The following is a 12743-nucleotide window of genomic DNA, read 5'->3' on the forward strand; positions in this document are numbered from 1 at the left end:
CGGAAGCGGCAGGAGTCAAGCGAGCACCGTCACAGCTGCCCGTTGCGCCCCTGGTCGGGCGCGGTGGCGCCGCGCTCCGCGCCGGGCGCCCGGCCGGGCCCCGGCACGCTCCCCGTCCGGTCCGGACCCCGGCCGTTGGTCTTGCGGTCCGGCGCCGGCATCGGCGCCGCTGTCGGGGCTGGTGCCGGCGCCGGACCGGCGGCTCCCGTGGTCGCCGAGCCCGCCGCCCCCGACCCGGAGGCCGACCCCGCCCCGGAGGCCGACCCAGCCCGCGCCGCCGACCCCGACGCCGCCGCCTCGGCCTCCGCCAGTGCCGCCGCGACCGCCGGCGCGGCCTGCTCGCCCAGGTACCGGCCGAGCGTCTGGTACGCGTCGAACTGCCGGTGGTCGAACCACTGGTCGCCGGCGCCGTCGTCCGGGAACGCCGGATCGGCCACCGCGTACGCGTGCAGCTCGTACGGCATGCCCGGGGTGAGCACGGCCTGAGCGACGATCAGCGTGCCGTGCCGGGCCGCCGCGTCCGGCGGGGCGCCGGCCTCCCCGAGATCCAGCGGCCACGGGTAGGTGATGTCGCCGACCACCACCGCCCGGGCCGAGAGCCGCTCGGCCAGCCGCGCCGCCAGACCGCGCAACGGCGGCTGGCCGCTCCCCCCGCTCCCCCCGCTCCCCCCGCGCCCGCCGCCGCCCCCGGCACTGCCCGGGACCAGCAGCTCCGGCTCGCGCAGCGTGATCGCGATGCCCAACTCCTCCCGTGCCAGGGTGATCGCCGCCGCGAGCGCGCCCGCGAAGGCGGAGTCACCGCTCGCGTCGATGCACACCGCCGTCCGCACGCCGTGCCGCAGCAGCTCGACCAGGCCGAGGTTCTCGTAGTGCCCGCCGTCGGTGGTGAGCAGGAACCGCGCGTCCATCGGGTACCGGCCGCAGGCCTCCCGCAGCTGGTAGGAGAGCCGCCGGACGGCGGGCTGCGGCGCGTACCGCCAGTCCCGGTCGGCGGCCCAGAGCGGGGCCAGCGCCGCCGGATTGGGCAGCCAGGTGCCCAGCCGCGCGTTGGTCACCGCGAACAGCCCCTGGTAGGCACGGGAGCGGCGGCCCATCGCGGAGGAGAACGCCGCGCCGGAGACCGCCATCGCGGACTGCACGGTGAGGTCCCGGGCGATGTGCCGCCTGGTGCGCCGCTCCAGCAGGTCGGTGCGCGCGTACCCGACGTCCGGCCCGCCCACGTAGTCGTGCGAGAAGGTGAACGAGACCGCCCGCCGGCCCGGTGGCGTGCGCGCGCTGCCGGAGAGGTTCGCCGCCGCCGCGAAGATCACCTGGGGGAAGTCCGGCCGCCGGGCGCCGTAGTGGCTGAGCCGGGTCTGCTCGCGGAAGAAGTGGTACGGCCGGGCCAGCACCTCCCCGCCCCGGTCCGCCCCGGCGTCCGCGCCCCCGCCCTCGCCCCCGTCCCCGCCCCCGTCCTCGACCACCCGCCGGACGGCGAAGGCCGAGGCGAGCCGGCGCCGGTAGAAGGGGTGCAGGCCCATCCAGGTCTGGTCGAGGTTGAGCCCCACCGTGACCAGGACCAGCGGCAGCAGGACCTGGATCGCGCGCGGCCAGCCGTGCCCGGTGGCCACCGCCCAGCCGAAGGTCAGCAGCGTGCCGAAGGTGAGCGCGATCAGCGCCGACCAGAGCACCAGGTACTCGGTGATCCGCCCGGTGAGGCCGCCGGTCCGCCGCCGCGCGCCGCCGCGCCGCACCCCGCGCAGCACGCCGCCGAGCACCGCCGCGCCCTGCTCGATGGCGTGCCGGCCGCGCCAGAGGATGCCCAGCAGCAGCGCCAGGTAGCTGAGCAGCACGGTGAGGCTGATGCCGGCCCCGGTCTGCCGGGCACCGACCGCGAGCGCCCGCTGCAGCGCGACCGCGCCCCAGGCCAGACCGGGAACGGCCAGCACGCCGACGGCGGTCAGCGCGGCCAGCGCGAGCGCGCCGTGCGAGAAGCGGCGCAGCACGCGGGGCAGCGGGGTGTTCCAGCCGAGCCAGGAGAAGGTGAGCAGCCACAGCAGCCACCCGGTGGCGGCGGCCGCCAGCAGCCCGGCGAGGGCGAACGCGGCGGGGGAGACCACCGACGGCGGGCCGTCCAGGTCGGCGAGCGGGACCAGGTGGTAGAACCGGCTCAGCGCCAGGCCCAGCACCAGGACGGTGGCGAGCAGCAGGGAGAGCGCCGCGACCGTGCCGCGCAGCAGGGTGCCGAGCGCCACCAGCCACTCGCCCGCGCCGTCGGCCAGGTACTTGGAGTGGCGCCGCAGGTGGTCCTCCTCGGGCGAGCCCGGTTCGAGCACCGTGTCGGAGTCCAGCCCGGAGCGGGCCCGGACCGGTCCGCCGGGCGCGGAGTCGCTGAGCGCCAGCTGCATCGCGCCGACGGTGTACCCGCCGCCGGAGACCGAGACCAGGTAGCGGGCCTGTTTCAGCCAGGGGCGCAGCGCCTGCAGCGCGCCGAGGGTGACGCAAGCGGCGCGGATGCCGCCGCCGGAGACGCAGAAGCCGAGCCGGGCGTGCTCGCGCCCGGGCGGCACCCGGGCGGCGTTGCGCCAGCGGGCGTGCCGGGCGAGCGGCGCGTGGGCCCTGGGGCCGGGCGGCCAGCGCCCGCCGCGCGCGGTCGCCACCGGCCACGGCGGGATCAGCGCCGGCCCCGCCCCGGCGTCCGCGCGCTCCTCCTCCGGCGGCCGGGGCAGCAGCGCCCGCACCGCCCGGTGCACGGTGGCGCTGCAGACGACCACCGCGACCGCGCCCGCGGGCGGGAGCAGCAGCCACTTGAGCGTGGCGAACGCGGCGGCCGCGGCGAACGGGGCGTCCCCGCCCGACGGTCCGGGGCCGGCGCGGCCGAGCCCGGCGGCCAGCAGGACGTCCTCGGCGAGGTCGCAGCCGCCGGCCAGCACCCCGGCCAGGCCCGCGACGAGCGCGGTCAGCCGCCAGTGCGCCCGGGTGAACACGTACGCCCCGAGCATCCCGGCCGCCGCCAGCGTCACCGCGAGCCCGCCGACCAGCCAGAGGTCGGCGTCCAGCGAGGCGCGGAAGACCGGGGCCCGCCCGGCGAGCACGGCCTCGGCGGCGGCCCGCGATCCGGCCAGCTGGAGCCGGACGTCCAGCGCGCCCTGGCCGGCGGGCGTGCGGTGGACGAACAGCAGCCACCCGAGCACCGCCGGCACCGGCACCCCGAACCCGAGCAGCACCCCGCCCCAGGCGGGCACCCGCCCCGCGCCCCGCGCTCCCTCGCTCGTCCCCACCCGCCACCACCCCCTCCAGCCGCTGCGCGCCGCCACCGTCGGTCGACCGCCACCGTCGGTCGACGGGCTCCTCCGGCGGCGGACCGGAGGAGCGTCACCGGCTTCTTGCCCCGAACAGGGCCGTGCACCTCCCGGATTCACCCGAATGAGTAAGGAGTGCGCTCCCGGGGTAGATGAGCGTTTCATCCCACCTACGGGACCCCGCGTGTCCGCACATCAAGATCGCGTCGGCCGCCTGGCGTTCGACGTATTGTCAGGCGACCGGGGCCGGGCCTACGGTCGAGGCACCCACCCTCTACGCACGTAGACATCCACCGCAGGCTGCACCGCCCGCCGACCCTCGAACCGCGGGCCCGCCCCCGGGACGGGCCGCGGAGTTGCGGAGGTACCCATGTCGCAGATCGTCCGTGCCGCCCTCGTCCAGACCCGCTGGACCGGCGACCAGGAGAGCATGATCGCCCTCCACGAGGGCTACGCCCGCGAGGCCGCCGCCCGGGGCGCGAAGATCCTCGGCTTCCAGGAGGTCTTCAACTCCCCGTACTTCTGCCAGGTCCAGGAAGCCGAGCACTACCGCTGGGCCGAGCCCGTCCCCGACGGCCCCACCGTGCGCCGGATGCGCGACCTCGCCCGCGAACTCGGCCTGGTCCTCGTCGTCCCCGTCTACGAGGAGGAGCAGCCCGGCGTCTACTACAACACCGCCGCCGTGATCGACGCCGACGGCAGCTACCTCGGCAAGTACCGCAAGCACCACATCCCGCAGGTCAAGGGCTTCTGGGAGAAGTACTACTTCAAGCCCGGCAACCTCGGCTGGCCGGTCTTCGACACCGCCGTCGGCAAGGTCGGCGTCTACATCTGCTACGACCGGCACTTCCCCGAGGGCTGGCGCGCGCTGGGCCTGGGCGGCGCGCAGATCGTCTACAACCCCTCCGCGACCAGCCGCAGCCTCTCCGCCTACCTCTGGCAGCTCGAACAACCGGCCGCCGCCGTCGCCAACGCCTACTACGTGGCCGCCATCAACCGCGTCGGCACCGAGGAGTACGGCGACAACGACTTCTACGGCTCGTCCTACTTCGTCGACCCGCGCGGCCGCTTCGTCGGCGAGGTCGCCTCCGACAAGGAGGAGGAACTGGTCGTCCGCGACCTCGACCTCGGACTGATCGAACAGGTCCGCCAACAGTGGGCGTTCTACCGCGACCGCCGCCCCGAGGCCTACGGCCCGCTGACCGAGGCCTGACGGAGGCGAAACCGGTGACCACCAACCCCGTGACCCCCTCGTCCACCACCCCCGCGAGCGTCGCCGCGCCCCGCCGCACCGCCGTCCGCGGCGGGCTCGTGATCACCGCCACCGAGGAGCTGCGCGCCGACGTCCTCATCGAGGGCGAGCGGATCGCCGCCCTCGCCGCCACCGGCAGCGAGGCCGCCCTCTCCTGGACCGCCGACACCGTCATCGACGCGGCCGGCCACTACGTCATCCCGGGCGGCGTCGACGTCCACACCCACATGGAGCTCCCGTTCGGCGGCACCCACGCCTCCGACACCTTCGAGACCGGAACCCGCGCCGCCGCCTGGGGCGGTACCACCACCATCGTCGACTTCGCCGTCCAGCCCGTCGGCGGCAGCCTGCGCCAGGGCCTGGACGCCTGGCACGCCAAGGCGGAGGGCAACTGCGCGATCGACTACGCCTTCCACACCATCGTCTCCGACGTCACCGACGCCGTCCTCAAGGAGATGGACACCCTCGTCGACTCCGGCGAGTCCACCTCCTTCAAGCTGTTCATGGCCTACCCCGGCGTCTTCTACAGCGACGACGGCCGCATCCTGCGCGCCATGCAGCGCGGCGCCGCCAACGGCGGGCTGATCATGATGCACGCCGAGAACGGCATCGCCATCGACGTCCTCGTCGAACAGGCCCTCGCGGCCGGGCGCACCGCGCCCCGCCACCACGGCGAGGTCCGCCGCGAACTGCTGGAGGCCGAGGCCACCCACCGCGCCGTCAAACTCGCCCAGGTCGCCGGCAGCCCGCTCTACGTCGTCCACGTCTCCGCCGCCTCGGCGCTCGCCGAACTCGCCCGCGCCCGCGACGACGGCCACCCCGTCTTCGGCGAGACCTGCCCGCAGTACCTCTTCCTCTCCACCGACAACCTCGCCGAGGAGGGCGCCGACGGCTTCGAGGGCGCCAAGTACGTGTGCAGCACCCCGCTGCGGCCCCGCGAGCACCAGGCGGCCCTCTGGCGCGGCCTGCGCACCAACGACCTCCAGGTGGTCTCCACCGACCACTGCCCGTTCTGCTACACCGGCCAGAAGGAACTCGGCCGGGGCGACTTCTCGAAGATCCCCAACGGCCTGCCCGGCGTGGAGAACCGGATGGACCTCCTGCACCAGGCCGTCGTCGACGGGCACCTCAGCCGCCGCCGCTGGATCGAGATCGCCTGCACGACCCCGGCCCGGATGTTCGGCCTGCACCCCCGCAAGGGCACCCTCGCCCCCGGCGCCGACGCCGACGTCGTCGTCTACGACCCCACCGCCGTGCAGACCGTCTCCGCCGCCACCCACCACATGAACGTCGACTACTCGGCGTACGAGGGGCGCACCCTCACCGGCCGCGCCCGCACCGTCCTCTCCCGCGGCACCGTCGTCCTCGACCAGGGCACCTGGCTCGGCCGGGCCGGCCACGGCACCTTCCTGCGCCGCGGCACCTGCCAGTACCTGGGCTGACCCCGTCCCCCGCGCCCCGTCCCTCTCCCGGTCCCCCGCGCCCCGTCCCTCTCCCGGTCCTCCCTCTCCCGTCCCTCCCTCTCCCGGAGCCCACCATGGACATCGGCCTCGTCCTGCAGACCGACCCGCCCGCGCGCCTGCTCATCGACCGCATGATCCGCGCCGAGCGGGCCGGCTTCAGCCACGGCTGGACCTTCGACTCCTGCGTGCTGTGGCAGGAGCCCTTCGTCATCCACAGCCGCATCCTCGCCGAGACCGGCACCCTCACCGTCGGCCCCATGGTCACCAACCCCTCCACCCGCACCTGGGAGGTGACCGCCTCCCTGTTCGCCACCCTCAACGACATGTACGGCAACCGCACCGTCTGCGGCATCGGCCGCGGCGACTCCGCCATGCGGGTCGCCGGGCGCCCGCCCGCCACCCTGGAGCGGCTCTCCCGGGCCATGCACGCCATCAAGGAACTGGCCGAGGGCCGCACCGCCGAGGTCGACGGCACCGAGCTGCACCTGCCCTGGGTCGGCGAGGGCGCCACCCTGCCGATCTGGATGGGCGCCTACGGCCCCAAGGCCCTCGCCCTGACCGGCCGCCAGGCCGACGGCTTCATCCTCCAGCTCGCCGACCCCTTCCTCACCGAGTACATGGTCAAGGCCGTCCGCCGGGCCGCCGCCGAAGCCGGCCGCGACCCCGACGCGCTCACCGTCTGCGTCGCCGCCCCGGCGTACGTCACCGCCGACGACTCCCCGGCCGCCCTCGCCCACGCCCGCGAGCAGTGCCGCTGGTTCGGCGGCATGGTCGGCAACCACGTCGCCGACCTCGTGCGCCACTACGGCGAACACTCCGGCCTCGTCCCCGAGGCCCTCACCGCCTACATCAAGGACCGCCAGGGTTACGACTACAGCCACCACGGCCGTGCCGGGAACCCCGACACCGCCTTCGTCCCCGACGAGATCGTCGACCGCTTCTGCATCATCGGCCCCACCGCCACCCACCTGGCCCGCCTCGACCAGCTCCGCGACCTCGGCGTCGACCAGTTCGCCGTCTACGCCATGCACGACGCCGTCGAATCCACCATCGACGCCTACGGCACCGACGTCATCCCCCACCTGCGCACGGCCGGCGCCTGACCCCGCCGGCCCGGCCCCGGGAGTGAGTCGGACATTCTTCGCAATCTGGGCGGGTCGGTGTGATGGTGTCAGGCTCTCCGGGGCAGGTGGTGATGCGGGGTGGAACTGGACTGGACCGCCTTCGAACGTTGCTGGTGTGAATCAGCGGCCGGAGCAAGACGGGGCTCCGACGGTCGCTGATCTCGGGCCCTGCGGTGCGTAGAGCCGTTGGCCGTTGGGTGAGGCGCCGGCGGCCACACTTGCGCCCTGTTCTTGCGGCCTGATCAGGCCAGCGCCGCTGCGATCAGTGTTGCCGCCCGGGCGAGCAGCGGTTCGTCGGCGGGAGCGGCAGGCGCCTGCTTGGTCGACAGGACTGCCACCGTGATCGGCCCTCGGCCGGGTGGCCAGGTGATGCCGACGTCGTTGGTGGTGCCGTAGTTGCCGGTGCCGGTCTTTTCTGCAACGGCCCAGTCCTTCGGCAGCCCTGCGCGCAAGCGGTTGGCGCCCGTCGTGTTGCCGAGGAGCCAGCCGGTCAGTCGTCGGCGGTCATCGGGGTCGAGGGCATTCCCGACCGTGATGCGGGTGTAGGTGCGGCCGATGGCGCGAGGGCTCGTAGTGTCGGTGACTCGCTCGGGTTCTGCGGAGTTGAGTGCGGGCTCCCAGCGGTCGAGACGGGTCACGTGGTCGCCGACGGAGCGGCAGAAGCGGGTGACTGCGGCGGGGCCGCCGAGATCGCGCTGCAGGAGGTTGGCGGCCGCGTTGTCGCTGTGTGCGATCGCAGCCGCGCACAACTCTTCGACGGTCATGCCACTTTCGAGGTTGGCAGATTGGCCCGTGATGGGTGCGTAGCCGGCGTCCGTGACGTCCTTGTCCGTAAAGCGGATGCGCTTGGTGAGCAGCGTGCCGTTGCTCAGAACGGCTCCTACTGCGATCGTCTTGAACGTCGAACACATCGGGAACAGTTCGTCCGCGCGGTACTCCACCGTCCTGCCGGTGAACGCGTCATGCGCGAAGACCCCCAACCGCGCCGAATGCGCCCACTCAAGCTCCCGAAGTCGACCGGTGAGGAGAGGTTCGTCCGCGCCCCGTGCGAACGCCCGTGCCTCAGAGGGGAGTACGGCGGCGAGCGTAGTTGCGAAAGCCCCGCCAAGGAATCGACGTCGACCGGGTCGCAATCCCATCGGTGTCTCCTCCTCTTGGGGCCGTTGCTGCGATCCTGGCCTGCATCGGGGCCACTGCTTGACCCTGGCCGGCGCCTGTCCGGCGGGTCGGGCGAGAGCTGATCCTCCGCTGCCCGGAGCGCTCAGGGGGGGAGAACTGGGCGACGTACTCGGTGAACGGTGGGATGCCGGACCTCCTTGCGGCGCTCGTCCATGCGCTCGGGGTCCTCGCAGGGCCACGGGATCGGCGAGCCGTCCTTCACGCCGGCGATCTGTGTTCCGTAGATCTGCTTGCGGCCTTCGTTCACGAGCGTGCGATCACGCAGGAAGGCGAGATCGCGCGGGCTGGCGGTGCCGTTGGCCACCGCTTGCTCCATCAGAAGCAGCGTGCGCCGCTGGACGTCGAGTTGCCGGTCAGCGTGTTGCGCGATCAGCCATGCGGCCCGAGCCGCGTCCTCGCCGAACAGGTCCGCGGTCGGCCAGCCGTGCGCGTCCGTGATCTCGCTGAGGCGATCCGCGTGCTGTGCGGTCAAGCGGCGCCAAGCCAACTGCTCCGCCGGGTCGTCGCTGTTCGCCCGGCGCGCGCCCTGGTGATCGGCCGCGGCCATGGCGGTGAGTTCGGCGGTCACTGTCTCGACGTCGGGTGCCATCCCTGCTCCAATGCGCATTGAAGTTCTCGCTGGTCATCCGCAACCCTAAGGAGGCAATTCCCCACCAATATCCTCCCGGAGAACAGTGACGGACACGTCCGGATGTCGGGATACTTGAGCTGTCCGGGGAGCCGGACGACGGCGGTGGGAGCGGCCCGGTTCGTCGCTGTGGCGTGGCCGAGTCGCCGGCCGCGCCAGGGGCGGGAACCGGCGGGCGGTGGTGCGGCGTCCTTGCGGGCAGTACGGCGTGCACGGGGCCGTCGTACGGTTCGGAGGGCGGGAGGACACGGATGAGCTTCGTCGCATGGATCGTGCTGGGCCTGGTGGCCGGGGCCCTGGCCAAGCTGCTGCTGCCGGGCCGGGACCCGGGCGGCCTGGTGGTGACCACGCTGATCGGTGTCGCCGGCTCGTTCGTCGGTGGCTGGATCTCCTCGAAGTTCCTGCACCGCGAGGTGACGGCGCACTTCTTCGACCTGGCGACCTGGGCGTCCGCGATCGGCGGCGCCCTCGTGCTGCTGATCATCTACCGGATCGTCTTCGGCAACTCCCGGAGCTGAGGAGGGCGCCGCGCCGGTCAGACGGCCGGTAGGTCGGCCGGCAGGGCTTCGCGGGCGGCCAGCCAGCCGGCGGGCACGGCGGCCGGCCCGGTGCGGGCGGCGACCACGCCGCCCGCGATGGCGGTGGTGGTGTCCATGTCGCCCCAGCCCTCCAGGGTGTGCCAGAGGGCGTCGGGCAGGGAGTCCGGGTGACCGGCGGCGGACCACAGGGCGAACGGCACGGTGTCCGGCGCGGAGATCAGCAGCCCGGAGCCGAGGACCTGCGCCGCGTGGCGGACGGAGGTGCCCTCGGGGAACCGGGCGGCGATCCGCAGCCCGGAGCGCACGTCGCTGTCCGGCAGTCGGCCCGCGACCTCGTCGAGCAGCTCGGTGCGCGCGGGCGCGCCCTGTCCCCGGCTGCGGGCGGCGAGCCCGGCCGCCAGCGCGACGGCCACCGCTCCGGCGACCGCCTCCGGGTGGAAGTGCGTGGTGCGGGCCTGGAGTTCGGCCTGGCGGGCAACGGTGTCGAGGTCGTCGGCGAACCAGGCGCCCAGCGGCGCCACCCGCATCGCCGCGCCGTTCCCGTACGAGCCCTGGCCGCCGAACTGGCTCGACGTGACCTCGCGCCAGTCGGCGCCGGCCTGGATCTCGCGCAGCACGCGGTGCATCGACGGCCCGTACTTGCGCCCGTACTCGCGGGTGTACTCGGCCGCGAACTCCCGGGCCAGCGCGTCCTGGTGGACCTCGCCGTGGGCGCGCAGGTGGCGGACCAGGACGATCGCCATGGCGGTGTCGTCGGTCCAGTGCCAGGGTGCGGGCCGGGGCAGCCGGGCCGCGAGCGCGGCGGGGGCCTCGTCGACGGGGACGGCGAACCAGCGGTCGCCGAACGCGTCGCCGAGGGCGAGGCCGTGCAGGCTGTCGAGGGCGGGGCGGGGGGCGGGATTCAGGCTGGCGGTGCGCACGGCGCTTCTCCGGGAGGGGACTTCGGACGGGTTCGTCGCGCGTCAGTCTGCTGGTCGGGGGGCGCGGCGTGCCAGCGGTTTTCGCCCGGCGGGGCCGGCCGGGCCTGTCCGGGTCCGCCCTGTTCGGGGCGGGGCGGGGACGGCCGTCAGGCGTCGGCGGCCAGGCCGCGCAGGACGAGCTTCCAGACGGCCTCGAACCGGTCCCCGACCGCCGGGTCGGACCAGCCGGAGGCGTGGGCGGGGTCGTGGAAGTGGGCGGTGGCCTCGAACACCGCGCGGGCGGTCGGGACGACGGGGGTGTGCCGGAACTCCCCCTTGTCGATGCCGTCCTGGAGGATCTGGCCGATCTGGTCGATCAGCGTCGCCAGGTGGGCGTCGACGATGCGGCTCGCCTCGCCGACCAGCGTCGTGTACGTCGCGAAGAGCTGGGGGTCGTCGAGGGCCTTCTCGCGCGTGGCGGCGAACAGCGTGGCCAGCCACCGGTGCAGGCGCTCCCCGGCCGGGCCGGGCTCGATGGCGACGAGCTGCAGGTCGTGGCGGGCCTGGGAGAGCCAGCGCTGGGTGACGGCCTCGCGCAGCGCCGCCTTGCTCGGGAAGAAGCGGTAGACGCTGCCGTGGCTGACGCCGAGGGTGCGGGCGACGTCGACGACGGTGGCCTTGACGGGGCCGAACCGGCGGAGGACGTCCTCGGTCGCGCTCAGGATCTGTTCGGTGGTGAGTGCGCTGTCCGTGGCCACGGCGAGGTTCGTCCTAACGGGTGAGGCGTGAAGCCCGCCGGGTGCGGCGGACGGGCGACCGGCCGGGTGGCGGCCGCCGGCGGGTGGTGCGGGTGCGGACGGCCCTTCCTGCGGCGGGCGCCCGCCGCGGGCCGGGCCGCGGCTCAGCGCTCGCTGTCGAGATGGGCCATCTGGGCGGCAGCGTACCGGTCCCCGGCCGCCGACCCGGCGGGGACCGCCGCCTCGACGGCCGCCAGGTCGGCCGCGGTGAGCGCCACGTCGAGCGCGCCGAGCGCCTCGGCGAGCCGGTCGCGGCGCCGGGCGCCGACCAGCGGGACGACGTCCTCGCCGCGCGAGGCGACCCAGGCGACGGCGACCTGCGCGACGGTGGCGTCCCGTTCGGCGGCGACCGCGCGCAGGGCCTCGACCAGTTGGAGGTTGTGGGCGAGGTTGTCGCCCTGGAAGCGGGGGCTGTGGCTGCGGAAGTCGGTCCCGGCCAGCTCGCGGTCGCCCTGCCAGTGGCCGCTGAGCAGGCCGCGGGAGAGGACGCCGTAGGCGGTGACGCCGATGCCCAGTTCGCGGGCGGTGGGCAGGATCTCGGCCTCGGCGGAGCGCGAGAGCAGCGAGTACTCGAGCTGGAGGTCGCTGATCGGGTGGACTGCGGCGGCTCGGCGCAGGGTGTCGGCGCCGACCTCGGACAGGCCGATGTGGCGGACGTGGCCGGCCTGGACCAGCTCGGCGATCGCGCCGATGGTGTCCTCGACCGGCACGGCCGGGTCCAGCCGGGCCGGGCGGTAGACGTCCACGTGGTGGGTGCGCAGGCGGCGCAGCGTGTAGGCGAGGGCGGTCTTCACGGCGGCCGGGCGGGCGTCGTAGCCGAGCCACTGGCCGTCCGGGCCGCGCTGGGCGCCGAACTTCACGCTGAGGAGGACGTTCTCGCGGTCACGGCCGCGCAGGGCGTCGTGGATCAGCAGCTCGTTGTGGCCCATGCCGTAGAAGTCGCCGGTGTCGAGCAGGGTGATGCCCGCGTCGAGGGCGGCGTGGATGGTGGCGATGCTCTCGGCCTCGTCGGCGGGGCCGTAGAGGTCGGACATGCCCATGCAGCCGAGGCCGAGGACTGAGACGCTCGGGCCGGTGGCGCCGAGCGTGCGCCGGGGAAGGCGGGGGAGGGGTGATGTGGTGGACATGGGGCCAGGGTGCACCTGGCGCTGACAGATTTCAAAGTCTGTCATCTGTTATCTGTCATCTGAAATCTGTCAGCTGTCATTTGTCAGCTTGCGGCGGGCCCCCGGTCCGTCAGTCGGTCACCCGGCTCCGGTTCTCGTACGCGAGATCGAGGTACTCGGGGTGCCGCAGCATCCACGCCTTGATGAACGGGCACGTCGCCAGCACCGCCAGCCCCCGCGCCCGCGCATCGTCCAGCGCCGCCCGCGCCAGCGTCCCCCCGATGCCCTGGCCCTCGTACGCCGGCTCGACGACCGTGTGCGGGTACACCACCAGCCCGTCGCCGCGCAGGTACTCCGCGAACCCGGCCAGGGTGTCGCCCACCCGCGCCTCGAACCGGCCGGCCTCCTCGGCGTCACGGATCGTGACTGTCATCGTGGACTCCTCGCTGCTCGCCACGGAGCCGCGGCCGGCGGC

At 74.2% G+C, this 12743-nt stretch carries 10 protein-coding genes and 1 pseudogene; 4 read left to right on the forward strand and 7 right to left on the reverse strand.

Annotated elements, in window-relative coordinates; all coding sequences use genetic code 11:
* Nucleotides 1-29 precede the first annotated feature (29 nt).
* Complete coding sequence (locus ACFU9E_RS14855; protein ID WP_380715041.1) at nt 30-3260, reverse strand: hypothetical protein; 3231 nt, start codon at nt 3258-3260, stop codon at nt 30-32.
* A 391-nt stretch (nt 3261-3651) separates the two neighbouring features.
* On the opposite strand from ACFU9E_RS14855, the gene ACFU9E_RS14860 reads away from it, so the two are divergent.
* From ACFU9E_RS14860 to ACFU9E_RS14870, 3 genes are all read left to right on the forward strand, one after another.
* On the forward strand, nt 3652-4494 hold the full coding sequence (locus tag ACFU9E_RS14860) for a nitrilase-related carbon-nitrogen hydrolase (protein WP_380685010.1): 843 nt from the start codon (nt 3652-3654) through the stop codon (nt 4492-4494).
* Between the two features lie 14 nt (nt 4495-4508).
* Nucleotides 4509-5975, forward strand: a complete 1467-nt coding sequence (hydA, locus tag ACFU9E_RS14865) for a dihydropyrimidinase (protein ID WP_380685011.1) — start codon at nt 4509-4511, stop codon at nt 5973-5975.
* A 95-nt stretch (nt 5976-6070) separates the two neighbouring features.
* Complete coding sequence (locus ACFU9E_RS14870; RefSeq protein ID WP_380685012.1) at nt 6071-7099, forward strand: TIGR03842 family LLM class F420-dependent oxidoreductase; 1029 nt, start codon at nt 6071-6073, stop codon at nt 7097-7099.
* A gap of 263 nt (nt 7100-7362) precedes the next feature.
* Here ACFU9E_RS14870 and bla read toward each other — a convergent pair whose 3' ends face one another.
* Both bla and ACFU9E_RS14880 read right to left on the reverse strand, forming a co-directional pair.
* On the reverse strand, nt 7363-8259 hold the full coding sequence (bla, locus tag ACFU9E_RS14875) for a class A beta-lactamase (protein WP_380685013.1): 897 nt from the start codon (nt 8257-8259) through the stop codon (nt 7363-7365).
* A gap of 130 nt (nt 8260-8389) precedes the next feature.
* Nucleotides 8390-8888, reverse strand: a pseudogene (locus ACFU9E_RS14880) (DUF6624 domain-containing protein); the annotation flags it as partial.
* Nucleotides 8889-9178: 290 nt separating this feature from the next.
* Here ACFU9E_RS14880 and ACFU9E_RS14885 point away from each other — a divergent pair.
* Nucleotides 9179-9445, forward strand: coding sequence for a GlsB/YeaQ/YmgE family stress response membrane protein (locus tag ACFU9E_RS14885; protein ID WP_355362929.1), 267 nt, complete (start codon nt 9179-9181; stop codon nt 9443-9445).
* Between the two features lie 17 nt (nt 9446-9462).
* Here the strand turns inward: ACFU9E_RS14885 and ACFU9E_RS14890 are convergent, their stop codons facing one another.
* From ACFU9E_RS14890 to ACFU9E_RS14905, 4 genes are all read right to left on the reverse strand, one after another.
* Nucleotides 9463-10386 carry an ADP-ribosylglycohydrolase family protein gene (locus ACFU9E_RS14890; RefSeq protein ID WP_380685014.1) on the reverse strand — a complete coding sequence of 308 codons (924 nt, stop codon included), beginning with the start codon at nt 10384-10386 and terminating at the stop codon, nt 9463-9465.
* A gap of 146 nt (nt 10387-10532) precedes the next feature.
* Entirely contained in the window at nt 10533-11123 is a 591-nt protein-coding gene (locus ACFU9E_RS14895; RefSeq protein WP_380685015.1) for a TetR family transcriptional regulator, read from the reverse strand.
* 143 nt (nt 11124-11266) lie between these two features.
* On the reverse strand, nt 11267-12289 hold the full coding sequence (locus ACFU9E_RS14900; protein ID WP_380715044.1) for an aldo/keto reductase: 1023 nt from the start codon (nt 12287-12289) through the stop codon (nt 11267-11269).
* Nucleotides 12290-12398: 109 nt separating this feature from the next.
* Nucleotides 12399-12701, reverse strand: a complete 303-nt coding sequence (locus ACFU9E_RS14905; protein WP_380687272.1) for a GNAT family N-acetyltransferase — start codon at nt 12699-12701, stop codon at nt 12399-12401.
* Between the last annotated feature and the right edge of the window lie 42 nt (nt 12702-12743).

It is taken from the genome of Kitasatospora sp. NPDC057595, from assembly GCF_042800875.1.
Taxonomy (GTDB): domain Bacteria; phylum Actinomycetota; class Actinomycetes; order Streptomycetales; family Streptomycetaceae; genus Kitasatospora.

Bases quoted from the DNA above. Each gene is read 5' to 3' on its own strand.
- ACFU9E_RS14860 (WP_380685010.1), top strand. From the start codon at position 3,652: ATGTCGCAGATCGTCCGTGCCGCCCTCGTCCAGACCCGCTGGACCGGC.
- bla (WP_380685013.1), bottom strand. From the start codon at position 8,259: ATGGGATTGCGACCCGGTCGACGTCGATTCCTTGGCGGGGCTTTCGCA.
- ACFU9E_RS14885 (WP_355362929.1), top strand. From the start codon at position 9,179: ATGAGCTTCGTCGCATGGATCGTGCTGGGCCTGGTGGCCGGGGCCCTG.
- ACFU9E_RS14870 (WP_380685012.1), top strand. From the start codon at position 6,071: ATGGACATCGGCCTCGTCCTGCAGACCGACCCGCCCGCGCGCCTGCTC.
- ACFU9E_RS14900 (WP_380715044.1), bottom strand. From the start codon at position 12,289: ATGTCCACCACATCACCCCTCCCCCGCCTTCCCCGGCGCACGCTCGGC.
- ACFU9E_RS14905 (WP_380687272.1), bottom strand. From the start codon at position 12,701: ATGACAGTCACGATCCGTGACGCCGAGGAGGCCGGCCGGTTCGAGGCG.